Genomic DNA, 26,298 nt, shown 5'->3' with positions numbered 1-26,298 from the left:
CCTCCAGCTTCCCCAGGGCCTCGGCGGCGGTCCGGCGCACGAATCCCGCTTCGTCCTGCAGGAGCTGGATGAGGGCGGGGATGGCCTCGCGTGCCTCCAGCTTCCCCAGGGCCTCGGCGGCGGTCCGGCGCACGAATCCCGCTTCGTCCTGCAGGAGCTGGATGAGGGCGGGGATATCATCTCGTGTCCACAGCTTCCCCAGGGTTTGTTTGGCGGCCTGGCGTACGAGCCACTCTTCGTCCTGCAGGAGCTGGATGAGGGCGGGGATATCATCTCGTGTCCACAGCTTCCCCAGGGTTTGTTTGGCGACCTGGCGCACGAACCACTCCTCGTCCTGCAGGAGCTGGATGAGGGAAGGGATGGCCTCGCTCGCCTCCAGCTTCTCCAGGGCCAGTGCGGCGGCCTGGCGCACGGGCCACGCTTCGTCCTGCAGGAGCTGGATGAGGGCGGGGATGGCCTCGCTCGCCTCCAGCTTCCCCAGGGCCTCGGCGGCGGCCTGGCGCACGGGCCACGCTTCGTCCTGCAGGAGCTGGATGAGGGTGGGGATGGCCTCGCGTGCCTCTAGCTTCCCCAGGGCCTCGGCGGCGGCCCGGCGCACGAACCACGCTTCGTCCTGCAGGAGCTGGATGAGGGAAGGGATGGCCTCGCTCGCCTCCAGCTTCCCCAGGGCCTGTGCGGCGGCCCGGCGCACGAGCCACTCTTCGTCCTGCAGGAGCTGGATAAGGGCGGGGATGGCCTCGCGCCGATGTGAGATACCTAAGGCAACGATTGCCTCTTCCCGCCACGGGCTGTAGATGTCCTCTGCCAGGCGAGTCAGGCTCGTCACCAGACGATCGGCGGTAGCTGGCGAGATAGCATCTGCTCGCACGCCGGCGCAGCGGGCGGCCAGGAAGGGATCCAGCGGCAGCAGGCGCTCGATGAGCACATCCAAGTGGGCGGTGAAATCGGCCAGGAGCACCAGCGCTTCGTCCCATCCATCCCAACGTAACGCCTCTCGAAAGGCCGGGTGATTCGGCCCCAGGGCTTCCAGCCGCCGCGCCGCGCCGTATTCCTGGAAAGAGAGGTGGCGGAAGGAGAGGGCCTTGCCGCCGGGAGCCTCGTGGCTGATCAGGAGGCCGGTCCTCAGCCAGAAGCCCAGCACCGCCTCGGCCTGCGTATCGGCTTGTCTGCGACCCATCTCCCATTCGCCCTGGTAGAAGCGCGCCAGGCCCTGTTTCGCGTTGTCCCAGAACACCTCCTCCGGTTTCCCGCCGCCGAAGTAGCCCCGTTGAAGCTGAAAAGCGATCACGAACAGCCCCTCGATGGCCGCGGATGCCGCTTCATCGCCCTCCAGATGACCGATGGTCAGGCGCTTGTCTTCCGATCGCTCCCGCTCCCAGGCGGAGAGCAATGCCTCATTTTCGCCGCGCCCCTCGATGTACGCCCGATACAGCTCGCTCCGGCGCGTCGGCAATGGAAGGGGACGCCCTTGACGATCGGAGCGTCCGGCCAGGATGACCAGGAACGTGAGGAGCAGCGGATTGGTCGCCGCCTCCTGGGTCAGTGGGTTATCCGTCAGTTGCTGCTTCAGCCAATCCAGCCGCTTCTGAGTCCACTCGTCGGAATATCCCCGATGCCGAGCAACCTGCGTCAGCCAGGCCTGGGCGAAGGGGAGCGCCTGGTCCGGCTCCAGGGGAAGTAGCTCGTAGTGGGCCAGCGTCCCGAACTCGCTGGGCTTCCCGGCCTGCCAATAGGGTAGCGGCCTGGAGGTGATGACGATTCGGCCCGAGTCCCAGGCCGGAAGCCTGACGACTTCTTGGGCCACCGCGGCCTGATAGCGAGCCGCCTCATCGAGACCGTCGAGCAAGAGCACTGCCTGTCCGTCTTGGAGCACCCTGTAAAGGGAATCCCGCAATCGTTCCCCCCATCGACCCCAGGGCCGCGTCACTCCGTCCAGGATATAGTCCAGGAGTGGCTTATGCTCGCCCCGGGCCATGAGGTGCGCGTATGGCCCCAGGGAGGCGAGGATGGGCACCGGCCCATCGGCCCGCAGGGCGAGGCGCCGGACGAGATACCGGAGGAGGGTGGACTTGCCGGCCCCCGGCTCTCCCAGCACCACCAGACGGCGACTACGTTCCAACGCCTCCTCCGGCTCCACCGCTTCGGGTTGGCTGCCGGAAGTGGAACGCCACCGAAAGCGCTCCGCCCATTCCCGTCGTCGCTCCACGGCCATTCGTGCTTGTCTCTGCACCCAGGCTCGCGGATCATCCCCGACCTCGCCAGGTATCTCGTCACCTGGATGTTGCTCCAGGAGATGCAGGCGGATGTAAAGGTCGTCCATCGGCAGAGGGACCTGGGGGTGGTGCGGAACGCCACTTAGGTCCATCAGAGCATAGCGCCGGGCTACCTCGGCTCGATACTCCGCCAGAAGCACCTCATCGTCGGCATAAGGGAAGAGGTTCTCGCGCAGCTGCTCCGATGAGAAGTGGTCACGGTAGGTCTCGATGATGTGCAGTGCCACACCATTGCGCACCTGGCGGGCCAGGTCTTTGTTATCCCGGAAAGTGGCATACTTGCAGCTTCCGTCTTGCTCCAGTTGCTGCCGGAACGCCGCTACCGCCTCTGAGGGCGCAAGTCCTTCTCGGAAGAAGATCAGCATGGGCTTTCCACAGCGGTGGGCGGTCTCGTACTCGGCGTAAACGGGATCGGTGATGTCGTGGCCGATCACCAGGATGAAGATGTCACAGCGGCGCACGTAACGCAGATAGGCTTCTGGTAACGCCCGCGGAGAGGGCGGTTCTTCCTCGAACAGCCAGGGGCGGACTAATGCCAGGCTCCTGATGGCATCGGCCACTATGCGCCGCTCCGGGCGCAGTTCGCGAACGACCGAGCTCACAAAGGCAGAGAGGAGCCCCTCCGGGAGATCCAGAGGAGGTAGCTGGGGTCGCAATACGTTCAGGTTCTGAGCCAAATCCCGTAACAGGGCCTCGATCCAGGCTATCCGCTCTTCCAATCCCGCCAGGTGCGGGTCCAGGGCCTTCACCACATCCTGGGTCACCTGTGCGGCGATGAGCTGCGGATGGCGGGACAGCTCGTCCACCAGTTGGATCAGCCGCTCGTCCGTCCGCTGCCATGCTTCCAACGCTGCATGCAGCAGGTCCAACTCCTGGAGCAGGGCGCGCACCGCCTGCAGGTCGTCGCCCCGCTCCAGGCGCGCCTGCACCGCCTCAGCGATCTCGTCAACGGTCAGCCCTGGCGGCGGCTCCCGGTCACCGATAATGTCGGCCAGCAAGTTCGCGCCGAGCTGGGCGCTCAAGGCGACGGTGGCGGCCATGATCGCCTCCGGCGTGGTCGCGCCGGCCAACGCGGCGTACTCGCCAATGGTCGTGCCCACGCAGAAGGCGGTAATGAAAGTGCGCGGGCCAGGCTGGAAATCCTTCAGCCGTTGAACCAGCCGGGCTCGGACCTGGCCTATATGCTCACGGAAACTTGCAGAGCGCGCTAACTCATTCACTTGGTCCCCATCCACCGACGAGCTCAAAATGAGGTCTTGCTTAGCGCTATCAGGTTCAGCGGACGCACGTGGATCACCAGCGGTATCTTGCGCAGTCGGGTCTTGTCATTGCATTCCGGACAACGCGTGAATCGGGCACCCTGGTAGGGATTCAGAAAGAATCGGTGACAAGGCGGCTGTTTGCCAATCCGGTTCATAGTTCAAAGTCTCTGCTGTTTCTGGCCGCGCGGCGCTTCTCTGCATCCTCAGTATACCATGCCTGCAAGCTGATAGAGCCTCTGACGAATAGGCCGCCGCCCGGCCGGGCGTGGGAGCCCGACCGGCTGGGCGGATAGAGCAAACTCTCGATTACAGCGGCGGCAGCTCCCATGCCGCTGCTAGGCTGAGCATGGGAGCTCAGCCTGCTAACTTGGGCGATACGTGTCCTTTGACTACAGCAGCGGCGGCTCCCACGCCGCCGCTACCTACCCGCCGGCGCCTCTGCGGCGGAGTAACCACAACCCCAGCAGCAACACGAGCACCACCGGCCATACCCATGCCAGATCGGCCTCCAGCGGGGGCGGCGTGGGCTCGTCGGTGGGATCGAACCGCAGCCAGTAGATGCGATCCTTCTTGGCCACGACATCGGCCGGGTCAGGGCGGATATCCAGCGACCGCAGGTAGGCGTCCAGGATGACCGGGTCACGGCGGCGGAGCAGCTCGTATACGGCCAGGATCTCCTCATCGTCGGTGACCCGGGTGGCGATCATGCTCTGGACCCCATGCGCCGTCTGCACGGTCACCCGCGGGTCGGCGACGATGTTCTTGTACCATTGAGCCTTGGGGCCGAAGGCGCAGGGGGCGTAGATCCTCCCGTTGAGCATGTGGTACTCCACCATCGTGCGGCGGGGCAGCCCGCTCTTGCGCCCGGTGGTGGTGAGCAGCATGAAGATCCGGCCCAAAATCGGCCCGAATCCCAGCCGCCACAGCAGGATGGGGGCCTTGACCGCCCATCGGAGCCAGCCGCGCGGGTAGATCATGAGGCCGCCCTCTCGTTGTGGATACGTTGTCGCCATCGCATCCTCCAAATTCAGCTGCGTCGCAGCGGCGCCAGCAGGCCCTGCTCCAGGTCCTGGGGCACCGCAACCCTCGTGATCACCTCGGGCCACAATTCGATGGGAGGCGCCTGAACGAGCTCTCGAGGGAGCGTCAGATTGTGCAGATCGTCGTATAGATACGGCCGACGGCCACAATGCAGCGCTTCACAACGCGTTCGGATACCCGGGCCACATCGCTTCCAGGGGCACGTTCGCCCCAGATAGCGTCCCTGCGGATCAGCCAGGAAGACATCGGCTCCACGGCCCAAGCCCTGAGCGCGGCCTTGCAATCTGCGGGCCAGCTTGGCCAGCGGGGCGAGGTCCATATCGTCCGTCACCGTCACCAGCAGGTCCACATCTCTCGGATCCGGTTTGCCGGTGGCCAGCGAGCCGATAAGCGCGATCCGGATCACCCCGGGAAGAGGTGTATCTCCATGCTCTCCCACGACCGCGCGCATGAAGGCCAGCACCTCGGCGATAAGGAGACTGCGGATGGAGGCTGTTGAGGGCTCAGGCGGTGGAACCGGCGGAGCCTCGATGATCGGCTCGATCCCGATCGACTCCAGCCAGCCCAGAATCCGCTGTCGCAGCCGGGCTTGTTTGAACTCGAACCAACGCTCTCTCTCGTCGGGATAGTCGTAGAGCACGTGTTTGAAGGCGCGAAACGCGCCGCGGCCGCTGATGGCATCCCATAGACGGTCCTGCAGTTGCGGGTTCCCGATCGTGGCGATGAAAGCCTCCATATCCCGATATGCCTGGCGAGACTCATCTTGGGGAATAGGGACATAGCGGTCGCCGTAATCACGGTCGGCCACGAGCAACTCCTCCCGCTTTCGCTCTGGCGAATCGAGCTGCTCGAGAACCTGCTCCGAATCGACGGGCTCCTCCGACGCCGGATCGTGGACTTCCTGACGAGTGCGTTCCAGCTCGAGGAGCGCATCCTCGGTGATCAAGATCACCTGGCCGGTCTCCAGATCCAGGTAATGGCGGGACATCCCCCAGGGGTCGCGGTAGCTGAAGGCATCTTCTAGCATTCCGATATCCACCTTCAGCTTGCGCTTGGGGGTTTCCTCCCACGCTGGCATCGCCCGTCTTCTCCCGCTTTGACCCCTCATATAGCGGGGGGGTGGATCTTGGATCTATCCTACTTGGACCGCTTCCGGACAGTCATCTGTCGTCCGTCGTCGTATTTCCAGATCGGCCTGCCGTAGAAACAAGGGCACCCCTCGCCCGAGGTGCCCTTCTTCTCGCTGTGTCGGAACCTCCTCGCGGTCACTGCTCCGCGAAGGCGGCGTCGAACGCCACCCGGGAAGGTTCGAAGTCGATGCGCTTGACGAACGCCTCCGTGGCGCCATGGATGCGATCCATGCCACTATCCTCCCACTCCACCGACAGCGGCCCTTCATAGCCGATCTCGTTGAGCGCCCGGATGATCTCCTCGAACTGGATGCGGCCGCGGCCCAGCGAGCGGAAGTCCCAATAGCGACGGGAGTCGCCGAAGTTCAAATGCCCGCCGAACACCCCGGCCTCGGTGGGCGTCGGCGACCAGTAGACGTCCTTCATGTGCACGTGATAGATGCGGTCCCGGAAGATCCGGATGAAGCGGACGTAGTCGACTCCCTGATAGCCCAGGTGGCTGGGATCGAAGTTGAAGCCGAAGGCCTCTCGATGGTTGATGGCCTCCAGTGTCCGTTGCGCCGAGGCGATATCGAAGGCGATCTCCGTGGGGTGGACCTCCAGCGCGAACTTGACGCCCACTTCATCGAATACGTCCAGGATAGGGTTCCAGCGATCGGCGAAGTCCTGGTAGCCCGCGTCGATCTGCTCCGGCAGGTTGGGCGGGAAGGAGTAGAGCAGGTGCCAGATGGAGCTGCCGGTGAAGCCGTTGACCACCTTGACGCCGAACTTGGCAGCCGCCCGCGCCGTGTTCTTCATCTCCTCCGCTGCCCGTTGTCGCACCCCTTCCGGATCCCCATCGCCCCATACGTAGTCGGGCAGGATCGCTTTGTGGCGGGCGTCGATGTTGTCGCACACGGCCTGTCCCACCAGGTGGTTGCTGATGGCGTAACACTTCAGCCCGTACTTGTTCAGGATGTCCCATCGGCTCTGGCAATACCCATCGTCGGAGAGGGCCTTGTCCACCTCGAAATGATCGCCCCAACAGGCCAGCTCCAGGCCGTCATATCCCATCTCCTTGGCCTTGGCGGCCAGTTCCTCCAGCGGCATATCGGCCCATTGCCCTGTAAACAGAGTCACCGGACGTGTCATGTCTGCCTCCTCATCGGGAAATGGTATGGGCACACCGAATCTGATGGAGTGCTCTCAATGCGGTCAACGGGCAACTTTGCGTTCGACCACCCTTAAGATCACGGTTCGCGCGGCTGTCGGTCCACGCGATGGACGCTCATCGCATTATACCACACTCGTCGCCTGCGAACTCACACGGCCAGCGCGATGAGCGAGATGATGATCCCCAGCGCCAGGCCGACGGCCACGTCGAGGAGGAAGTGTACCCCCAGGGCGACCCGGGACCAGGCGACCCACAGCACGAGGGGAAGCACCACCCAACCCCAGCGAGGGAGGAGCGTTGGGACGAAGACGGCCACGGTGCCCATGCGGGTGGCGTGTCCGGATGGGAAGGAATGCTGATCGTACGTCTGGGAGTAGAACCCGCCGATCTGCGTGGGCCGCTGGCGGCGCCAGGCGAATTTTAGCGAGGTGGTGATCCCCCCGGCGATGAGCATGGCCGCGGCCCATCGCCAGATCAGCCACCGTCGATCCGACGGGGCGAGGATCAGCGCGGCGACCAGGGTGGAGATCCAGATCCAGCCATCCCCCAGGTGGGCGCCCAGCACGGCCCACCGTCGTGCGCGCCCCTGGCCGACGCGCCGACACCACTCGCTGAAGGCTCGGTCTCGTGCGATCAGCCATCGTCCCAGGGGCGTGCGTCTCATCCCGTTTGCACCTCCGCTCGTTCTGCCAGCAGCCGGCGCGCCATCTCCAGTTGGTGGGGCTTATCCACGTCCATGGCCAGGTCCGCGTAAGGAGAGATGACCACCTTCGCTCGGCAGCGCAATAGCCGGCTGGCGACCTGCTCTCCCTCCTGGATGGTCAGGCGGCCCAGCACGAGCTTGATCAGCGTCCCCCACCCGAGCATCTGGGCCTGGCGCAGCGGGTTCTTCCTCTCCGCCAGCAGCCGGCGGGCCAGATCCAGGTTCGCCTGGAGCACGCTGGTTCGGAATTGGAACAGATCGCCGCCGCAGAATCGCCCCTCCTTCAGTCGCACGTAGGAGCGGCCTGCTCCGGGGAATTGCGCCTCCATCACCTGGTCCTCCACGACCGAATAGTAGAAGTCGTGATCTCCTGCGGAGCAGGCCTCCACAAACCAGCGGACGGTCTCCGGGCGCAGCAGAGGGATATCGCCTGAGGCCAACAGGGCGTGTTCCGTGTCTGGGTTGAGGGACAGCAGGTGGTTGACCCCGCTCACGGCGTTCTCCAAGTGATCGGGGTGATTGGGCAGGCATGTCACGCCCTCGCCCAGATCGATCTGGAGCGCGGGATCGAGTCCGGCGACGACGATATGTCCGATGAAAGGACATGCGCGCAGGGCTCGCACCGTCCACCAGATCATGGGATGCCCGGCCACGTCGATCAGCGCCTTTTGCGAGGCGCCCAGCGCGGCTGCCAGCGGGTCCGGGCGTTGGGGGTCAAACCCGGCTGTCACGACGACGTCTAACATATGCACCTCCGCTTGGCACTGAACGCATTATAGGCGCCGCGTTCCGAGGCGTCAATCGCGCCGCAAAGCCCTCGGGTGAGGCATGGGCCCTTTCGCGCTCAGCGGCGCGCTTTTTCGGCCTTGTGGGGGACAGGATAACTTACGGCGCTGTAAACCAACTTGCCAAAATCGCCGCCCCTTCTTATAATACACGTTGGTACGTCCCCGGCGCAGGTAGTGGTGATGTCTCCTGGCCGGGGTGCTTGATGCCTGGGGTGATTCGTTCTCTGCACCGTTGACACTCTTCTCTTTAAGGAGGATTCAATTCTATGAGCAAGAAGTGGGTATACCTCTTCGAGGAAGTAGACGAGGCGGAAAAGTATGCGGGCTCGTGGGATGGTGTGCGTGCTCTCCTGGGCGGCAAAGGGGCCGGTCTGGCCGACATGACCCGGGCTGGTTTGCCCGTTCCGCCGGGTTTCACGATCACGACCGAGGCTTGCAACGCGTTTCTGGCCAACGACCAGCAGTTCCCGGAAGGCATGTGGGAGCAGACCCTGGAGGCTCTGCGCAAGATCGAGGAGAAGACGGGTAAGAAGTTCGGAGACCCGGAGAACCCCCTGCTGGTCTCCGTCCGCTCCGGCGCCAAATTCTCCATGCCGGGCATGATGGACACCGTCCTCAATTTGGGCCTCAACAAGGAAACGCTGGAAGGTTTGGCCAAGCTGACCGGGAATCCGAGGTTCGCCTGGGACGCCTACCGGCGCTTCGTCCAGCTCTTCGGCAAGATCGTCATGGGCGTGGATGGCGAGAAGTTCGAGCGCGTGCTGGACGAGTGGAAGGCCAAGACCGAGGGCGGCCTGGATACGGACCTCACCACCGAGATGCTCCAGGAGATCGTGAAGGAATTTAAGCGGATCATCAAGGAGGAGACCGGAAAGGACTTCCCCGAGGATCCCTACGAGCAGTTGAAGATGGCCATCGCGGCCGTGTTCAACTCCTGGAACGGTCGTCGTGCCCGAGATTACCGCCGCATCAACCGGATCCCGGACGATCTGGGCACCGCTGTCAACGTGGTGACCATGGTCTTTGGGAACATGGGCTGGGATTCCGCCACCGGCGTGGCCTTCACCCGCAACCCCTCCACGGGTGAGAAGAAGCTGTATGGCGAGTACCTGACCAACGCGCAGGGCGAGGATGTGGTGGCGGGTATTCGCACGCCCAAGCCCATCGACGAGCTGGCCAAGGAGATGCCCGAGGCGTACAAGGAGCTCCTGGAGATCGCCGAGCGGCTGGAGAAGCATTACAAGGATATGCAGGATCTGGAGTTCACCATCGAGCGGGGCAAGCTCTACATGCTCCAGACCCGCACGGGTAAGCGCACTGGCCTCGCCGCCGTGAAGATTGCCGTGGACATGGTGAAGGAAGGGCTGATCGACAAGGCGACGGCTGTGCAGCGTGTGGACCCGGACGCGCTCGACCAGCTTCTGCATCCCATGATCGACCCCGACGCGAAGGTGCAGGTGATCGCGACCGGCCTGCCCGCCAGCCCCGGCGCCGCGACGGGCAAGGTGGTCTTCGACGCTGACGAGGCCGAGGAGCTGGGCAGCGCAGGGGAGAAGGTGATCCTGGTGCGCGTGGAGACCGCTCCTGAGGACTTCCACGGCATGGCCGCTGCTCAGGGGTTCCTGACCGCCCGCGGTGGCATGACCAGCCATGCCGCTGTGGTGGCCCGCGGCATGGGGAAGCCGTGTGTAGCCGGCGCGGGTGACGTGCTCATCGATTACGAGAAGCGCCAGTTCAGCGCCAACGGCGTCGTCGTGCGCGAGGGCGACTATATCACCATTGATGGTTCCACCGGTCGCGTGATCCTGGGGCAGGCCCCGGTGGTGGAGCCCGAGCTGACCGGTGAGTTTGCCACCCTCATGGAGTGGGCAGACGAGTTCCGCACCATGGGCGTGCGCGCCAACGCGGACATCCCGCGTGATGCCCGTGTGGCTCGCGGCTTCGGCGCCGAGGGCATTGGCCTCTGCCGCACGGAGCACATGTTCTTCGAGGGCGATCGCATCGATGCCATGCGTGAGATGATCCTGGCCGAGACGCCGGAGGCGCGTCGCAAGGCGTTGGCCAAGCTGCTGCCGTTGCAACGCAGCGACTTCGCGGGCCTTTTCCGGGAGATGGACGGGTATCCCGTCATCATCCGGACGCTGGATCCGCCGCTCCACGAGTTCCTGCCGCGCGAGCAGGAGGAGATCGAGGAACTGGCCAAGAAGATCGGCGTGCCCGCCCAGAAGATCTACGACCGGATCGAGCAGCTGCATGAGTTCAACCCGATGCTGGGCTTCCGCGGCTGCCGCCTGGGCGTGACCTATCCGGAGATCACCGAGATGCAGGCTCGCGCCATCTTTGAGGCCACCGTTGAGGTCAAGAAGGAAGGCATCCACGTCTTCCCGGAGGTCATGATCCCGTTGGTGAGCGATCGCAACGAGCTCGATCTGCAGGCTGAGATCGTCCATCGCGTGGCCAAGGAGGTCATGGAGGAGACCGGCGTCGAGTTCGAGTACAAGGTCGGTACCATGATCGAGCTGCCGCGCGCGGCGCTCCTGGCCGATGAGATCGCTCAGACGGCCGAGTTCTTCTCCTTCGGCACCAACGATCTGACCCAGACGACCTTCGGCATGAGCCGTGACGATGCCGGCCGCTTCCTGCCCCTTTACGTCGAGCGCAAGATCCTCCCCGAGGATCCCTTCCAGGTGTTGGATCAGAAGGGGGTGGGCAAGCTGGTGCAGATGGGGACGGAGCTGGGCCGCAAGGCTCGCGCCGATCTGGAGGTGGGCATCTGTGGCGAGCATGGCGGCGAGCCCGAGTCGGTGAAGTTCTGCTACAAGGTGGGGCTGGATTACGTGTCCTGCTCACCGTATCGCGTGCCCATCGCCAAGCTGGCGGCGGCTCAGGCTGCTCTGGGCGAGAGCGAGCGAGACAAGTAGTCGATCCCGACGACGTCGGGTGGATTCTGAAGACAGGCGCCGAGGCGATGCCGCCTCGGCGCTTGCGCGTTTGTGCGGGGTGGGATTCGCCCGCATCTCGCTGAGAATGTGTCTGAAGAACACACCTAAGAGCGTGCCTGAAAATTTACCGGTAAGGTGTCTGAGAGGCTCCCTCAGTGACCAGCTCTACAGGGGGAGGCGTGGAGGGGACCTCCCCTCCACGGAAAGCTCACTTTTCCGGCTTGTACCTGCCTTTCTCGGCCCTTTCCGCAGGACCCGGGCCGGGGCCGGGCAGGTCGAAGGCGGAAGAAGGGCTTTTTCCGGGGGGGCAGCGCCCCTCCGGGCCTCCCCACGGCAGAGGCAACGGCTTTTCTCAGATACTCTCTGAGACCTGGCCGGATGATCTGTCTGCCGGGCGAGGCGAGCCGGGATCGCGTTCACTTTCGCTCCCGGGCTCTCCATGGTACAATAGGGATTGCCGTGTGCCCGCGTATCGTCCATCTCAACGTCGGATCACCTCTCCAAACGCTCCTGGCATCCTGGTTGAGAGTGCTCACCATTGCGCAGTGGACATCAGGAGGGGCAACACCTCTCGGCCGATTGAAAGGGGGATCACATGTTCCAGGAAAGAATCCGCCGGATCTACCCGATCCTGCCGCCCAGCCACCAGGTCATTGCGGATTTCCTCCTGAACTCGTATCAGGAGGCGGCCTTCATGTCTGGCTCCCAGCTGGCCCAGCACCTGCAAGTCGACCCCGCGACTGTGGTTCGGTTCTCACAGCGTTTGGGATACTCCGGCTATCCCCAGCTACGCCAGGAGATGCAGGAACTCGTGCGCCAGGAGATCCGAGCGCGCTACCAGCCGTTGACGGAGGAGGAGACCCCGGGCGAGCTGTACCGTAGGACGGTCCACAACGCGCGCGAGCTGCTCTCTCAGATGGTGGTGCTGGACGCCGGGCAGGCGATCACCGAGATCGTCCGGCATCTGGCCGAGGCTCGTCACATCTATCTGCTGAGCGAGGGGACGGAGGCGCACGCGGTCGCTTTGTTCGCCGCTTTGTTGCGGCGGCAGGGCCTGGATGCCCAGGCGGTCCCGCCCGGCCAGCGCGCCATAGCGGAGGCGATGTGTGACGTCGGGGAGGGGGATGTCGTCATCGGCATGCTCCTGGACGACGATGGATACGACCTCGCTGCCGCCGTCCAGTTGGCTCGAGATCGCGGCGCCTTTACCGCCGCGTTCGTGGGGGTCCCGAGCTCCACGCTGGCTCGCTCGGCCGAAGTTGCCATCACATGCCCACAGGCCGAACTCCCCCATCTCACCTGCGGGCTCGTCCTGTTGGTCTCCATAGCCCACATCCTGTCCCTGTTGCATCCCAGGCCGGAGGCGGAGGAGCGCGCCGAGCAGGTGCGGGCCGTCATGGATCAGCTGGAGGCGTTGCGTCAGCAGGCGGCGCGGCGCCGATAGGACGACATCGCATTTTCCTTCCCCCACCACGGTTCGCCTCACACCGAGCAGAGCGTTCCATCCGACCACATTTTGACAACGCGATACCCTACAGCGTATAATGCAACACCCGGGGTGGTGGTAACAGAGTCCTTTATGGAGCCATCTATCGACGATGAGCGTCGTCGATGAGATCAAAGAGCGTCTCGACATCGTCGAGGTCATCTCCGCTTACGTTCCTCTAAAACGCGCCGGGCGTCGTTACAAGGGGTTGTGCCCATTTCACACCGAGAAGACCCCTTCCTTTGTGGTCTTCCCGGAGACGGGCACCTGGCACTGTTTCGGAGCGTGCGGCACCGGAGGTGATATCTTCACCTTCATCATGCGCCGCGAGAATCTGGATTTTCGCGAGGCGCTGGAGCTATTGGCGCGCCAGGCGGGCGTCGAGTTGGAGCCCCCCCGGCCGAGTGACTCGGAGGCGGAGCAGCAGCGTGATCGGCTCCGGGCGGTATGTGCCGCCGCTGCCCTCTACTACCACCACTTGTTGCTTCATCACCCCGAGGCGGAACGGGCGCGAGCGTATCTGGCTGGACGCGGCGTGAACGAGGAGGCGATACGCTCCTTCCAGCTCGGTTACGCTTTGGATGATTGGGAGGCAGGCCAGCGATATCTGCTGGAGCAAGGGTATGCTCTGGAGGACATCGCGGCTGCGGGTCTGGTCATTGAGCGGCAGCGCGGCAGTGGATACTACGATCGCTTTCGGGGCCGCGTGATGATTCCCATCTGCGATGTGCAGGGACGGGTCATCGCCTTCGGCGCTCGTTCGCTCGATGGCAGCCAGCCCAAGTACATGAATTCCCCCCAATCGCCCATCTTTGACAAGAGCCGTGCGTTGTTTGGCCTGGACAAGGCGCGTCAGGCCATCCGCGCGGCCGATCAGGTCATCATTGTGGAAGGGTACATGGATGTGATCGCCGCGCACCAGCACGGATATGCCAACGTCGTCGCCTCTATGGGGACGGCGCTCACCGAGGCGCAACTGCGCCAGCTCAAGCGGTATACCAAGAACTTCACCCTGGCATTGGATCCCGACACGGCGGGTCAGCAGGCCACGCTTCGGGGGTTGGAGCAAGCGCGGCAGGCGTTGGATCGGGAGATGGTACCCGTCCCCTCCCCGGATGGTCTGGTGCGCTACGAGCGTCGGTTGCAGGCGGAGCTTCGGATCCTCTCTCTGCCGGATGGCCAGGACCCGGACGAGGTGATCCGCGGCGACCCGGATGGGTGGCCCGCCCTGGTGGATCGGGCGCTCCCGATTATCGACTTCTATTTGCAGAGGGCCGTTGAGACCTATGACCTGAACACGGCTCGGGGGAAAGCCTCAGCCGTGGCCGAGATCGTACCTCTGATCCGGGAGCTCTCCGATGAGGTGATGCGGCAGCATTATATCCAGCTCCTGGCGCGTCGGGTGCAGGTCGATGAGCGTATCATCGAGCAACAGGTCGCCCGGCGGACGCGGAACGGGCGGCAGCCTGTTTCACGCGCCATGCCCGCCGATGTCCCCAAGTCCGAGCGGCTGGACGTCGAAGAGTATTGTCTGGCTCAGATCATCGCCCGGCCGGAGCTGATCCCTCAGGTGATCGAGGAGTTGGCCCGGGTATCCCTGACGCCGCTTGAGGCCGACGACTTTGAACGGACGGAGAATCGCGAGATCTTCGAGGCGATCCAGTCCGCGGAGGGTTCCTGGCGGGGGGCGGAGTTCGCGGAGCGGCTTTCGGCCGCTTTGCAGCCGCAATGGACCAGATTGTCTCAGGCCGTAGCCCGGATGCCCGTGCTGCCGACGGAGCACGCCGTCAAGGACATGGTGGATACGATCCTGCGCCTGCGCGCCGCGCGTGTGCGCCGGTCTTTAAGCGAGCTGCAACGGCTGCTCGCGGAGGCCCAGGAGGCGGAGGACGACGTGGCCGCCCATGATTATGGGCAGCTGGTCCGGGACCGCACGCGAGAGATCGGCCGGTTGCAGACGATCCTCGCACAGCGCACTCTGGTAGGAAAGCGCGGGTAACCCGGGCGATCGGGGCCGCGTCGGTCGTTCCTAGCGGGGCGACAAGGTACAGGTTATCTCGTCATCGTCATGCACAGGGCCCCCTGGCGCGTGTTCCTGAAGACCTGGGTGAGCGCAGTAGCCGCTCCCGTTGTCGTCTCATCCGATTGCTTGGGTGAGGAAAGCTGTTCACGGTAAGCCCGGTTGGTAACTACAGCTACGTGATCTGTCGTTTCTTGCTTGGCGGATGATGGATCTCTTCTCCCCCTACGATGATCTCGACGGAGCTGCTATGACCGAGAAGATCCCTCTGCGACCAGATGCGGGCTCAATGGAATTGGACGACGACTATTCGGATGATCTGGCGGGCACTGAGACGATCAACGACCCGGTTCGTATGTATCTGCAGGAGATCGGGCGTCACCCGTTGCTCACCTCCGAAGAGGAGATCCTGTTGGCTAAGAGGATCCAGCGAGGTAAGGAGGCCAAGCGTCGTCTGATGGAGGGGGCGCCCGTTGAGGATCACGAGGCTTTGCTCATGGATATCTGGGATGCCCAGCGCGCACAGGACCGCCTGGCGCAGTCCAACCTGCGTCTGGTGGTCAGCGTGGCCCGGCATTACGTTGGGCGGGGGCTGTCCCTGATGGATCTGATTCAAGAGGGGAACATCGGTCTGTTGCGGGCTGTGGAGAAGTTCGATTATCGGATGGGGTACAAGTTCAGCACCTACGCCACCTGGTGGATCCGCCAGGCGATCAGCCGGGCGATCGCGGATCAGGCGCGCACGATCCGCATCCCCGTGCATATGATCGAGAACATCAACCGGCAGGTGCGGGTGCAGCGGGAGCTCCAGCAGAAGCTGGGGCGAGAGCCCACCGCGGAGGAGATCGTGCTGGAGATGGATATCCTCTCCGCGGAGGACAAGGAGCAGATCCTGCAAGCGCGTGCGGCTGGCCGCCGCGCGGACGAAGCCGTGGAGCGGCGGCTGCAGAAAGCCGTCAACAAGGTGCGCAGCATCACCCAGGTGTCGCAGGAACCCATCTCCTTGGAGATGCCGGTCGGATCGGAGGAGCAGGTTTCGTTGGGCGATTTCATCGAGGATGACAGTCTGCCGGGCCCTGTCGATCAGGCTGCGTTGCTTTTACTCAAGGAGCAATTGGCGGATATCCTCAGCGCGCTTCCGGAGCGTGAGCGGAAGGTGCTGGAGATGCGGTTCGGATTGAAGGATGGCAACAGCCACACGCTGGAGGAGGTGGGACAGGCCTTCGGCGTCACCCGGGAGCGCATTCGGCAGATCGAGGCGAAGGCACTGCGAAAGTTGCGAGGGCCCCTGAGCGTGCGCAAGCTGCGCGATTATCTGGCGTAGAGCTTTTGCGGCCCTGAGGAGATGGCTCCCTCGGTCGCTTCGCTCAGGGGACCTTCGCTGCTTGGTGAAGATTTGACCTGGGTAGGTGGTTGCAGTATAATTGCGACGGTAATCCTCGGTAGCTCAATTGGCAGAGCGGCCGGCTGTTAACCGGTTGGTTGCAGGTTCGAGTCCTGCCCGGGGAGCTCCCTACCGATGAAAATCCCCATCGTGAAGGCGATGGGGATTTCTTTTTGCGAGGGTCACTCCGGATTGTTGCTGTCGATGGCGATCCACTGGCTGACGATCTGGTGGGCCACCCGGCTGGGGATGGCAAATCCCAACCCCTCTGCTACCGTGTGGTCGGGGCCGTCGTCCTGCCGGATGATCCACGCGTTGATGCCGACGATCTCCCCGTGTAGATTCACCAGGGGACCTCCGGAGTTGCCGCGATTGATCGCGGCATCCGTCTGGATCAGCCCCTCGATGGTCCTGCCCTCTTCCAGGTCCAATTGCCGATTCACCCCGCTGACGATGCCGAACGTCACCGTGTTGGTCAGATCCCCCAGCGCGCTGCCGATGGCCAAAACCCACTCGCCAGGACGCAGCGAGTCTGAATCCCCCCAGGAGGCCACCGGGAGCTGCGTCGTCGTCCCGTCTATCTGGATCAGCGCCAAGTCCCGATCGGGATCACTGGCCACCCAGCGGGCCTCCATCACCTTCCCGTCCGCCAGGATCACCTCCAGATTCTGGTGATCCGCGATGACGTGGTGGTTCGTTACGATGTATCCCTGCGGGTGTACGATCACGCCGGATCCCCGGACCTCAGATTCCATCTCGACGCCGAAGTGATCGATCGTCCCCTGGTAATTGACGACGGTCACGACGGCAGCCCCTACCCGTTGCACGACCTCCGCGATGGAGGGCGTTGGCGTCGGCGCGGAATCCCTCGTGTGGGCGGGCGTGGGCTCGGGGGTGGGCGTGCGCGTGGGCGTCGGTGTATGAGTTGGGGTGGCCGTTGGGGTGGGGAGCTCGGGCGATGCGATGGCCACGCGCAAAGTCGTTGGCTCGGCCCTGTGTGACCACAGAATCAGGTCGGTACGTTGCGCGGTCGGGTTCGCCTGCAGATACCACACCGTGATCAGCGCCCCGACCGCCCCGCCGATCACTGCGATCATCAGCCAGCCCAACAGGCGGGCGAGCCCTCCGAGGATTTTTCTCATCCCAAAGCCCTCATCAATTCGATCTCCTCTCCTCTGCGGGCGGTCATACCTCGATCTCTTTCCAGTGCCCGCGCTGGAAACGTATATATACCAGAATGGCCCTGATCGTGCCGTCGACGATGTTGGATACGTAAATCATCGCCAGGCTCAGTCGCATCACCGGGCCGAACAGATAGGCCAGGGGCAGCCGTATCAGCCAGATGCCGGCCGTGGTTACCCACATGGGGAAGCGGGTGTCCCCTGCCCCGCGCAGGGCGCCGGCCAGCACCTGAGCGAAGGCCTGGGGAGGCTGTGTGAGGGCGATCACCTTCAGCGCGTCGGCTCCCATCTGGATGATCTCCGGGTCGTCGATGAAAAGCCGCATGAGGGGGCGGCCGAAGGCGGCCACCAGGAACCCCATTGTGGACATCCAGGTCAGCGCGGAGAACGTGGCCCGCCAGGCCCCTCGCTCCGCGCGCTCCGGGTCCCCCGCTCCCAGGCTCTGGCCGACCAGCGTGGTGGCCGCCGTGGCGAAGCCGATGCCCGGCATGAAGGACAGGGAGATCATCTGGAAGGTGATCCGCTGGGCGGCATAGATCTTGGTCCCCATCCGGATGACCAGCACGCCGTACAGGAGCATGCCGACGCTGAGAAGCCCCTGCTCGACCATGGAGGGGACCCCGATACGGAACAGCCGCTGGATTAGTTGCAGATCCGGCCGCCATCCGCCCCGGCCGCGCAGGCTGACGGGGGCTCTGCCGCGGAGCAGGACGGCCACCAGGATCGCCGTGCCCGTCATGCGGGAGAAACTGGCGGCCCATGCCGAGCCCGCCACGCCCAGACGTGGCAGGCCGAAGTGGCCGAAGATCAGCCCGTAGGCGATCGCGACATGCACCAGGTTGATGAAGGCGGTCACCTTCATGGGGGTTTGGGTGTCCCCGGCGCCGCGCAGGGCGGCGCCCACCACGAACATGGTGATCATGAAGAAGACCATCTGCATGATGATCCGCAGGTAGGTGCCGCCCGCCGCGGCTACATCCGGCTCCGCGCCCATGAGGAAGATGATCTCCTCGGCGTAGAGGTGGCCCAGGGTGCCGAGGACGGCGGCGATGAGCAGGGCCAGCAGCACCGATTGTTTCACGACTCGGTTCGCCTGTGCCCGATCGCCCGCCCCGATGGCGTGGGCGACTAGCACGGTCGTGCCCACCATCACCGCGGAGAAGGAGGCGCCCAGCACCCAGATCACCTGATTGGCCGCCCCTACCCCGGCGACCGCGCTGGCGCCCAGGTGGGAGACCATCATCATGTCGACGACGCCCAACAGCGTCTGTAGCAGGTTCTCCATGATCACCGGCCAGGCCAGTTGGTTCACGACCCGGCCGATCTCGTCACCGCCCGTGGCGATTCGCTGGATCCCCACCCACCAGGTTGTCACATGAGGGAGACCCCATTGCTGTGGCCGTTTCACCGTTGTTATCTCCGCCTCGGGGTAGGTTCAGCCCACTCGGGCTGAACGCCCGCGCAGAATAACACAGGCACTCGCGCCTGTCAACGCGTTCGGTGGGTTGGTCGTGTATCTTTTTCGGTGAAATGCGGCGGGGAGCGAAACCTCCCTGTTTCCGTCTTTGACCTACCCCGCCCGTTTGGATACGCCATCGGCGGGTTTTGGATCGGTGTGACTTTGGAGGCCCATGGGCGACGTGATACAATGAGGTCCGCTTTCATGTGGAGCGCGACTGTGTGGGCTCCATGACTCATCTCTTCTGAAGGGAGCTGGCTCTATGACCACCATCGGCCTGATTCGCGTGCTGACCACCGACGATCCGGACGTCCTGGCTCGGCATGGGCGGTTGATCGAGGCGTTCATCGACGACCCGGAACTGCGGGTCGTCAATCGGTGCATTGAGGGCTATCCAGAAGGATTGTGGAATGAACGGTTGGAGCGAGAGGCGGTGCCCGCCATCGTGGCTCTGGGGCAGGCCCTGGTGCGGGATGCTGGAGCCGATGCGCTGTTCGTGAGCTGTGCGGCGGATCCTGGCGTGCCGGAGCTGCGCCAGGCCGTGTCGGTACCCGTCGTCGGTGCTGGCTCGGCCGCGGCTGCCATGGCGTTGTCCCTGGGGAGGCCGGTGGGCGCCATCAGTATCGTAGAGGGCGTGCTGGCCCCGGTCGCCGGGGTGCTCGGCGATCGCCTGGTCGGTTGGGGGGTGCCGGATGGCGTGAAGACGACCCTGGATCTAATGTCGCCGGAGGGGAAGGAGCGCGCCGTGGTCGCGGCCCGGCGCCTGCTCGATCGCGGTGCCGGCGTGATCCTCCTGGCCTGCACGGGATTCTCGACCATTGGCCTGGCCCCATATCTTCAGGAGCAGTTGGGGTGCCCGGTGATCGATCCCGTTGTCGCCGGAGGGCTGACGGCGTATTATGCTGCCGTTGGAAACCAGGAAGTTGTCTTCGCCCGAGCCCCATCCTCATGATCGCGTCCGGATTCATACCCTGCTTGACGAATACCCCACCTGCCCATACGTGCTCCAAGCGGACGACAGTCCGCTTGGAGTCGCCGGACTGTTGTCCGGCGGAGCTTGGGCCGTAGGCCAGAGCCCCCGCTCCAGCCGGGCAAGGAAAGGCTGAGAAGAGTCTTGAAGTTGACGCGAATGACCCTGCTTGACGAATGCCCCTAAATTGTATAGGCTATGGTTATCAGGTGGTCCCCGGGTCGCATCTGACCCCGAGGGGGATTGGGTCCACTCGCGTTGGGGAACTGGGTTCTCTCGGTGGTTCGGTGTGTGATGCTTTTAATGGGTGATCGATGTCCAGACAAGTGAAGGAGGAAGCCTCATGCCTTATGGATTCCACAACAAGATCCTGCGTGTCGATCTGTCGACGGGAGAGACCCGAATTGAGCAGCCGGGCGAGAAGTTCTTCCGTACCTATCTGGGTGGTTGGGGGCTCATCGCCTATTATCTGCTCAAGGAATTAAAGCCGGGCACCGATCCCCTGGGGCCGGAGAACCTGCTCATCTTCGCCCCGGGAGTCACCACGGGCATCCCCATCGGCGGCAGCGGCCGCAACGCTGTGGGGGCGAAATCTCCGCTCACCGGTGGCTTCGGCGAGGGGGATGTGGGCGGCTTCTGGGGAGCGGAGCTGAAGCACGCCGGATGGGATGCGATCATCGTCACGGGGCAAGCTGAGAAGCCGGTCTACCTGTGGATCCGCGATGACCAGGTGGAGATTCGGGATGCCTCTCATCTGTGGGGCAAGGAGACCGCCGAGGTGGAGAATCTCCTGAAGGAGGAGTTGGGGGACGGCCGCCTTCGGGTGACTCAGTGCGGCCTGGCCGGCGAGAATCTGGTCCGTTATGCCTGCGTCATCAACGACACCACCCGGGCCGCCGGTCGCACCGGGCTGGGCGCGGTGATGGGCTCCAAGCGACTCAAGGCCATCGCCGTGCGCGGGACGGGGCAGGTGGCGCTCGCCGATCGGGAGAAGGTGATGGAAGTGGGCGGCTGGCTGCGGGAGCACTTCATGGAGGAGTGGACGGGCGGCCTGCATGACCATGGCACCGATGGCGGGCTGTTGTTCCTCAGCGAGTCGGGCGGATTGCCCACCCGCAACTTCCAGGAGGGGGCCTTTGAGGGCGCGCAGAAGATCACCGGCGAGACGATGACGAACACCATCCTGGTGGGCCGCGATACCTGTTATGCCTGCCCGGTGACCTGTAAGCGCAAGGTGAAGACGGATAACCGGTATAAGGTGGACCCGGTCTATGGAGGGCCGGAGTATGAGACGGCGGGCTCGCTGGGCTCCTGCTGCGGCATCGACGATCTGGAGGCCATTTCTTACGGGAACCAGCTGTGCAACGCCTATGGGATGGACACCATCTCCGCCGGTGTGACTATCGCCTGGGCTATGGAGTGCTTTGAGCGGGGACTACTGACCAAGGAAGACACGGGCGGGCTTGACCTGCACTTCGGCAATGCGGAGGCCATGATCACCCTGCTCGAGCAGATCGCTCGTCGCGAGGGGTTCGGCGATCTGCTGGCGGAGGGCTCCTTGCGGGCGGCTCAGAAGATCGGTCGTGGGACCGAGAAGTACGCCATGCAGGTCAAGGGCCAGGAGGTCCCCATGCACGAGCCCCGAATCAAGTTCGCCCTGGACCTGGGATATGCCACCTCGCCCACCGGCGCCGATCACATGCATAACATCCACGACACCAGCTACGAATCGGAGGGCAAGGCCATTCAGGATATGCGCTCTTTGGGCATCCTGGATCCCCTGCCGGCCGACACGTTGGGCATCGAGAAGGTGCGTCTGGCCAAGTACCATATCGACTGGCAGGTGTTCTGGAACTGCATGGGGCTGTGCATGTTCATGCCCTATAGCAAGGAGCAGATGCGGGACATCGTGAGGGGCGTGACGGGGTGGAATAGCTCCGTCTTCGAGCTGATGAAGGTGGGAGAGCGGGCGCTGGCTATGGCCCGTGCCTTCAACTATCGGGAGGGGTTTACTGCCAAGGACGACGTGGCGCCCTGGCGCTTCTCCACGCCGTTCGAGTCCGGCCCGGCGAAGGGAGTGGCCGTGCCCGCCGAGGATATCCAGGAGGCGATCGAGCTCTATTATGAGATGAACGGATGGGACAAGGAGACGGGAGCGCCCACCGCGGGCAAGCTGCGCGAGCTGGGAATTAGCTGGGTGGCCGATCTGCTCTATGGGAGCTGAGAAACGCTGGTGGCGATCCATGAGGGCGGGATATCCTGAAGAGTTGGTAGAGGGGGAGGGATCCCGCCCTCATGGGATGGGCTAATATCGATTCGATGAGACGACGTTATCTTTCGCTGGAGCCTTTCATTCCCTGGCGGCAGTCGGAGCGGCCCATCGACTGGCGACAGCGGTTCGGCCGTGAAGCGCCGTTGATCGTGGAGATCGGGTTTGGAAACGGCGCGTATCTGGTGCAGCAGGCCCTGGCGCATCCGGACCGGGACTTCGTCGGGATCGAGATGGAATGGCCCTCCGTCCAGAGGGGGCTGCGGCGCATCGCTCAGGCGGGCGTGTCCAACGTCCGGATCATCCAGGTGGACGCCCGGGTCGCGTTCGAACGGCTCTTTACCCAACGATCCGTGCAGCATGTCTACTCCCTGTTCCCCTGTCCCTGGCGCAAGGAGAAGCACGTCAAGCATCGCCTGTTCGGCCACGGTTTCCTCAGGCTGCTGAACAGCCGGCTGGTCGATGGTGGGGACGTTCAGGTGGTCACCGATTATCGGCCTTACGTGGATTGGATCCTCGAGCAGGTGCCGGACACCGGGTTCGGGGTCCGGGTGGAGGAGGTTCCCCCTCGCTTCGGCACCAAGTATGAGCGCAAGTGGTCCGAACAGGGGCAGAGGCGATTCTACGAACTATCGCTGTCCAAGCAGGCTCATATCGATATCCCGGTCAAAGAGGACATCTCGTTGAGGACATATCGCATCGATCGTTTCGATCCGGATCGCTTTCAGCCGGCGGAGGCGCGAGGGGAGATCACGGTCGTCTTCAAGTCGTTTCTCTATGACCCCAAGCGCCAGACGGGGATGGTCCACGTGATCGCGGCGGAGGAGGGGCTGACGCAGAGCTTTTGGATCGAGATCGTCCCTCGTGAGGGGGCGTGGGTGATCCGGCCGGCCCCCGGCTGCGGCTTCGTTCCGACCGCGGCCGTTCAGCGCGCGTTAGACCTGGTGTATGAGGCGGCGCGTGGGGGAGAATGAGATGCGAAAACCCGGCGCCCCAGAGGCGCCGGGTTTTTTTCTGTTGAGGCTTTATCCTCATCTGTCTAGCAGCGCGTCGAAGGCGTCGTCTGGCAACGCCGCCGGCGTATCCACGACGAGATCGGCCGCGACCAGGTCGGGCGCGGGGTGCGTCGTGGTCACAGCGATGCACTTCATGCCTGCCCGGCGGGCCGCCTCGACCCCCACCATAGCGTCCTCTACCACGACGCATCGCTCCGGCGGCACGCCCACCGCCTCCGCAGCCCGAAGGAAGATCTCCGGATCGGGCTTGCCCGTGTTCAGCTCCTCGCCGCAGATGGTGGCATCGAACGCCTCGCTCAATCCCAGCTCCTCCAGCATGGCGGTGATGTTCCGCCGTGGCGCCGAGGAGGCCACCGCCTGTCGCCATCCCCGCTCTCGCAGCCGGGCGATCCACTCGCGCACTCCCGGCACGGGCTGCAGGCGGCCGCGCAACATCTCCCGAAAGAGCGCCTCTTTGCGCTGTCCGATGCGCTGGATCTCCTCTGATGAGGCCGGCCTCCCCAGCATCCGGGGGATTCCCTCGCTATTGCGCATGCCGAAGGCCTGGTGAAACGCTTCCTCATCCAGCCTGACGCCCAATTCCGCCAGCGTGACGCGCCAGCTCTCCAGGTGCAACGCTTTCGTGTCGGCGATGACGCCATCCAGATCCCATAAGACGGCGCGTGGCTGTTGTTCGATCGTGTGTTCCTCCACTTCCTTTTCCGGCCCTCGCGTTGTGGTTCTGTCCATGTCAGAGGCGGGTGAGAAAAGACGATAGACGAAGGACGAACGGCCGAGGGCTTATCCCCCTGGTCGTCCGTCCTTGGTCTTTCGTCATGCGCTCTATGGCTGCCCGTACTCCGTGGCGTATCGTTGCCGCAGCTTCGCCACGTCCTCCGGTGGGATCTCGTCTGGCTGTCCGATCTGCAGCGCGATCCACACCGTGCGCGCCACGTCCTCCACCATCACCGCCGCCTTCACCGCGGCCTCCGCGCTGGGGCCGACGGTGAAGACGCCGTGGTTCTTCAAGAGCACGGCGGGCGAGTCGCCGATGGATTCCACCACCACCCGGCCGATCTCCTCGCCGCCGATGAGCGCGAACCCGCCGCATGGGATCGGGCCGCCGAACTCGTCGGCGATGGCCGTCAGGTAGACGGGGATCGGGCGCCCCAGCGCGGCGAAGGCGGTGGCGTAGGGGGAGTGCGTGTGCACGACGCCGTTGACGTCCGGCCGGTGGCGGTAGATGTAAAGGTGGCTGGCCGTGTCGGACGACGGCTTGAGCTTCCCCTCGATGACGTTCCCCTCTAGGTCCACGACGACCATGTGCTCCGGCCGCAGCTCCTCGTAGCGTACCCCCGAGGGCTTGATGACCACGTAGCCGGTCTCGGGGTCACGGGCGCTCACGTTGCCGCTGGTCCAGGTCACCAGGTGGTTCTTCGGGAGCTCCAGGTGCAGCCGCCACAGTTCCTCGCGCAGGGATTCAAGCAATGCAGGAGCCTCCTTGAGATGGAGATTGGGGATTCTCCTATCTCCGTTCTTCTATCCTGCCAGGATCTCCGCCCGGAGCGCTTTCAGCCGCTTCATCACGTCGTTGGCGCCACGCCCGAAGTAGTCGTGCAAGGTGATGTACTCGGCGTAGAGACGGTCGTAGATGGCCGTGTGCTCGGGGATCGGGTGGTAGACGGCGTCCCCCAACCGGGCCATGTGCTTGGCGGCCTCGGCGATCGTCTCATAGCCGCCGGCCTCCTTGCCCGCCGCGACGGCGCCATGCATGGCCGAGCCCAGCGCGCCCGCCTGGCGTGTCTCCGCGACCCGGATCGTCCGGCCGGTGACGTCGGCGTAGATCTGCATGAGCAGCTTGTTGCGATCCGGCAGCCCGCCCGTGGCGACGATCTCGTCCACCGTCACGCCGTACTCGCCGAGCGTCTCGATGATGACCCGCGTGCCGTAGGCCGTGGCCTCGATCAGCGCCCGGTAGATCTCCTCCGGCTTGGTGGCCAGCGTGGCGCCGATCAGCAGGCCGGTGAGCTCCGCGTCGACCAGGACGCTGCGGTTCCCGTTCCACCAGTCCAGGGCCAGCAGCCCGCTCTCCCCCGGCTTCAGGCGCGCGGCCTTCTCCTCCAGCAGTTGATGGAGGTTCAGCCCACGAGCTTTGGCCTCCTCCTCGTATGCGGCCGGCACGCAGTTCTCCACGAACCAGGCGAAGTGATCGCCCACGCACGACTGCCCGGCCTCGAAGCCGAAGTATCCGGGGATGATGCCGTCCTCCACCACGCCACACATCCCGGGGACGAAGCGCTCCTCGGTGCCCAGCACCATGTGGCAGTTGGAGGTCCCCATGATGATGACCATTCGGCCAGGCTCCGTGACGGTGGCCGCGGGGACGGAGACGTGGGCATCCACGTTGGCGATGGCCACCGCGGTGCCCGGCTTCAACCCCGTCCACTGGACGGCCTGCTCGGTCAGCCCTCCGGCCTTCGCCCCCAGCGGGTAGATCGTGCGGGACATCTTCTCGTCGACGATGTGCTCCATGCGGGGATCCAGCGCCTTGAAGAACTCGTTCGGCGGGAACCCCTCTCGCTTGGACCAGATGGCCTTGTAGCCCGCGGTACACAGATTCCGCTTCTCGGCGCCGGTGAGCTGCCACACGATCCAGTCCGCGGCCTCGATCAGCCGATCGGCGGCCTCGTAGATCTCCGGTGCCTCGTCCAGGATCTGCCACGCCTTGGGGAAGAACCACTCGGAGCTGATCTTGCCGCCATAGCGATCCAGGAACTTGTATCCCAGCTCCCGGGCGATCTCGTTCAGCTTGTTGGCCTCCGGCTGGGCCGCGTGGTGTTTCCAGAGCTTGACCCAGGCGTGGGGATGGTCACGCCACTCGGGCAGGAAGCACAGCGGGGTGCCGTCGGCCTTGGTGGGGAGCATGGTGCACGCTGTGAAGTCGATGCCCAGGCCGATGACGTCCTCCGGGTCCACGCCGCTCTCCTGGAGGACGGCCGGCACCGCCTGTTTGAGTACCTCGATGTAATCGTTGGGATCTTGCAGCGCCCAGTCCGGCTCCAGGCGGATATCTGTCCCGGGGAGCTTCTCATCGATGACGCCGTTGGCATAGGGGTGGACGGCCGTGGCGATCTCGCTGCCGTCGGCCACGTCCACCAGCAACGCCCGCCCGGATTCCGTGCCGAAGTCGATGCCGATCACGTACTTGCGGGTACCCATGGTCTGCCTCCTGTCTGAAAATG

Annotated in this window: 18 protein-coding genes and 1 tRNA gene; 8 read left to right on the top strand and 11 right to left on the bottom strand. The window is 64.3% G+C overall.

From position 1 onward, the window contains the following. From GXP39_15095 to GXP39_15070, 6 genes are all read right to left on the bottom strand, one after another. A partial coding sequence (locus tag GXP39_15095; GenBank protein NOZ29359.1) for a DUF4062 domain-containing protein occupies positions 1 to 3,493 on the bottom strand: 3,493 nt, incomplete at its 3' end. 464 nt (positions 3,494 to 3,957) lie between these two features. Continuing rightward, positions 3,958 to 4,548 (bottom strand): nitroreductase family deazaflavin-dependent oxidoreductase, encoded by a 591-nt coding sequence (locus GXP39_15090; GenBank protein NOZ29358.1) that lies wholly within the window; start codon positions 4,546 to 4,548, stop codon positions 3,958 to 3,960. A gap of 14 nt (positions 4,549 to 4,562) precedes the next feature. After that, positions 4,563 to 5,654: a hypothetical protein gene (locus GXP39_15085; GenBank protein NOZ29357.1), complete on the bottom strand. Its 1,092-nt coding sequence runs from the start codon at positions 5,652 to 5,654 to the stop codon at positions 4,563 to 4,565. A gap of 187 nt (positions 5,655 to 5,841) precedes the next feature. Further along, positions 5,842 to 6,837: a sugar phosphate isomerase/epimerase gene (locus tag GXP39_15080; protein ID NOZ29356.1), complete on the bottom strand. Its 996-nt coding sequence runs from the start codon at positions 6,835 to 6,837 to the stop codon at positions 5,842 to 5,844. A 170-nt stretch (positions 6,838 to 7,007) separates the two neighbouring features. Beyond that, positions 7,008 to 7,523, bottom strand: coding sequence for a phosphatase PAP2 family protein (locus GXP39_15075; GenBank protein NOZ29355.1), 516 nt, complete (start codon positions 7,521 to 7,523; stop codon positions 7,008 to 7,010). Next, positions 7,520 to 8,308 carry an NTP transferase domain-containing protein gene (locus GXP39_15070; GenBank protein ID NOZ29354.1) on the bottom strand — a complete coding sequence of 263 codons (789 nt, stop codon included), beginning with the start codon at positions 8,306 to 8,308 and terminating at the stop codon, positions 7,520 to 7,522. Before GXP39_15070 ends, GXP39_15075 begins: the two co-directional genes overlap by 4 nt. Before the next feature lie 308 nt (positions 8,309 to 8,616). Here GXP39_15070 and GXP39_15065 point away from each other — a divergent pair, with 308 nt between their 5' ends. The 5 genes from GXP39_15065 to GXP39_15045 all read left to right on the top strand — a co-directional run bounded on the left by GXP39_15065 (position 8,617) and on the right by GXP39_15045 (position 16,307). Continuing rightward, entirely contained in the window at positions 8,617 to 11,271 is a 2,655-nt protein-coding gene (locus tag GXP39_15065; protein ID NOZ29353.1) for a pyruvate, phosphate dikinase, read from the top strand. Between the two features lie 616 nt (positions 11,272 to 11,887). After that, positions 11,888 to 12,736, top strand: coding sequence for a MurR/RpiR family transcriptional regulator (locus GXP39_15060; GenBank protein ID NOZ29352.1), 849 nt, complete (start codon positions 11,888 to 11,890; stop codon positions 12,734 to 12,736). A 154-nt stretch (positions 12,737 to 12,890) separates the two neighbouring features. Then, positions 12,891 to 14,777, top strand: coding sequence for a DNA primase (locus GXP39_15055; GenBank protein NOZ29351.1), 1,887 nt, complete (start codon positions 12,891 to 12,893; stop codon positions 14,775 to 14,777). A gap of 226 nt (positions 14,778 to 15,003) precedes the next feature. Continuing rightward, complete coding sequence (locus GXP39_15050; GenBank protein NOZ29350.1) at positions 15,004 to 16,122, top strand: sigma-70 family RNA polymerase sigma factor; 1,119 nt, start codon at positions 15,004 to 15,006, stop codon at positions 16,120 to 16,122. A 112-nt stretch (positions 16,123 to 16,234) separates the two neighbouring features. After that, a tRNA-Asn gene (locus GXP39_15045) sits at positions 16,235 to 16,307 on the top strand. 57 nt (positions 16,308 to 16,364) lie between these two features. Here the strand turns inward: GXP39_15045 and GXP39_15040 are convergent. Together GXP39_15040 and GXP39_15035 are read right to left on the bottom strand one after the other, a co-directional pair. After that, positions 16,365 to 17,324, bottom strand: a complete 960-nt coding sequence (locus tag GXP39_15040) for a trypsin-like serine protease (GenBank protein ID NOZ29349.1) — start codon at positions 17,322 to 17,324, stop codon at positions 16,365 to 16,367. A 43-nt stretch (positions 17,325 to 17,367) separates the two neighbouring features. Then, positions 17,368 to 18,771, bottom strand: a complete 1,404-nt coding sequence (locus GXP39_15035) for an MATE family efflux transporter (GenBank protein NOZ29348.1) — start codon at positions 18,769 to 18,771, stop codon at positions 17,368 to 17,370. A gap of 313 nt (positions 18,772 to 19,084) precedes the next feature. Between GXP39_15035 and GXP39_15030 the strand changes: the two genes are divergently transcribed. The 3 genes from GXP39_15030 (at position 19,085) to trmB (ending at position 23,035) form a co-directional block, all read left to right on the top strand. Continuing rightward, on the top strand, positions 19,085 to 19,774 hold the full coding sequence (locus GXP39_15030) for a hydantoin racemase (protein NOZ29347.1): 690 nt from the start codon (positions 19,085 to 19,087) through the stop codon (positions 19,772 to 19,774). A 361-nt stretch (positions 19,775 to 20,135) separates the two neighbouring features. After that, the gene (locus tag GXP39_15025) at positions 20,136 to 22,016 is read left to right on the top strand and encodes an aldehyde ferredoxin oxidoreductase family protein (protein NOZ29346.1); all 1,881 of its coding nucleotides are present in this window, start codon (positions 20,136 to 20,138) and stop codon (positions 22,014 to 22,016) included. Positions 22,017 to 22,087: 71 nt separating this feature from the next. Then, the gene (gene trmB, locus GXP39_15020) at positions 22,088 to 23,035 is read left to right on the top strand and encodes a tRNA (guanosine(46)-N7)-methyltransferase TrmB (protein ID NOZ29345.1); all 948 of its coding nucleotides are present in this window, start codon (positions 22,088 to 22,090) and stop codon (positions 23,033 to 23,035) included. Between the two features lie 57 nt (positions 23,036 to 23,092). Here the strand turns inward: trmB and GXP39_15015 are convergent, their stop codons facing one another. From GXP39_15015 to araB, 3 genes are all read right to left on the bottom strand, one after another. Further along, a complete protein-coding gene (locus GXP39_15015; GenBank protein ID NOZ29344.1) occupies positions 23,093 to 23,770 on the bottom strand; it encodes a beta-phosphoglucomutase family hydrolase in 678 nt (225 codons plus the stop codon). 129 nt (positions 23,771 to 23,899) lie between these two features. Further along, positions 23,900 to 24,544: an L-ribulose-5-phosphate 4-epimerase gene (locus GXP39_15010; GenBank protein NOZ29343.1), complete on the bottom strand. Its 645-nt coding sequence runs from the start codon at positions 24,542 to 24,544 to the stop codon at positions 23,900 to 23,902. Between the two features lie 51 nt (positions 24,545 to 24,595). After that, positions 24,596 to 26,275, bottom strand: a complete 1,680-nt coding sequence (araB, locus tag GXP39_15005) for a ribulokinase (protein ID NOZ29342.1) — start codon at positions 26,273 to 26,275, stop codon at positions 24,596 to 24,598. Positions 26,276 to 26,298: the final 23 nt, after the last annotated feature.

It is taken from the genome of Chloroflexota bacterium, from assembly GCA_013152435.1.
In the GTDB taxonomy this organism is placed as follows: Bacteria; Chloroflexota; Anaerolineae; order DUEN01; family DUEN01; genus DUEN01.
Note: the sequence above shows the minus strand (reverse complement) of the source record. Positions and strands in the feature narration are given on the sequence as shown.

What these genes read in the sequence shown, in the direction of transcription:
- GXP39_15065 (NOZ29353.1), top strand. Translation starts at nt 8,617, where the DNA reads ATGAGCAAGAAGTGGGTATACCTCTTCGAGGAAGTAGACGAGGCGGAA.
- GXP39_15060 (NOZ29352.1), top strand. Translation starts at nt 11,888, where the DNA reads ATGTTCCAGGAAAGAATCCGCCGGATCTACCCGATCCTGCCGCCCAGC.
- GXP39_15030 (NOZ29347.1), top strand. Translation starts at nt 19,085, where the DNA reads ATGACCACCATCGGCCTGATTCGCGTGCTGACCACCGACGATCCGGAC.
- GXP39_15025 (NOZ29346.1), top strand. Translation starts at nt 20,136, where the DNA reads ATGCCTTATGGATTCCACAACAAGATCCTGCGTGTCGATCTGTCGACG.
- GXP39_15040 (NOZ29349.1), bottom strand. Translation starts at nt 17,324, where the DNA reads ATGAGAAAAATCCTCGGAGGGCTCGCCCGCCTGTTGGGCTGGCTGATG.
- araB (NOZ29342.1), bottom strand. Translation starts at nt 26,275, where the DNA reads ATGGGTACCCGCAAGTACGTGATCGGCATCGACTTCGGCACGGAATCC.
- GXP39_15070 (NOZ29354.1), bottom strand. Translation starts at nt 8,308, where the DNA reads ATGTTAGACGTCGTCGTGACAGCCGGGTTTGACCCCCAACGCCCGGAC.
- GXP39_15080 (NOZ29356.1), bottom strand. Translation starts at nt 6,837, where the DNA reads ATGACACGTCCGGTGACTCTGTTTACAGGGCAATGGGCCGATATGCCG.
- GXP39_15090 (NOZ29358.1), bottom strand. Translation starts at nt 4,548, where the DNA reads ATGGCGACAACGTATCCACAACGAGAGGGCGGCCTCATGATCTACCCG.
- trmB (NOZ29345.1), top strand. Translation starts at nt 22,088, where the DNA reads ATGGGATGGGCTAATATCGATTCGATGAGACGACGTTATCTTTCGCTG.
- GXP39_15050 (NOZ29350.1), top strand. Translation starts at nt 15,004, where the DNA reads ATGATGGATCTCTTCTCCCCCTACGATGATCTCGACGGAGCTGCTATG.
- GXP39_15075 (NOZ29355.1), bottom strand. Translation starts at nt 7,523, where the DNA reads ATGAGACGCACGCCCCTGGGACGATGGCTGATCGCACGAGACCGAGCC.
- GXP39_15085 (NOZ29357.1), bottom strand. Translation starts at nt 5,654, where the DNA reads ATGCCAGCGTGGGAGGAAACCCCCAAGCGCAAGCTGAAGGTGGATATC.
- GXP39_15055 (NOZ29351.1), top strand. Translation starts at nt 12,891, where the DNA reads ATGAGCGTCGTCGATGAGATCAAAGAGCGTCTCGACATCGTCGAGGTC.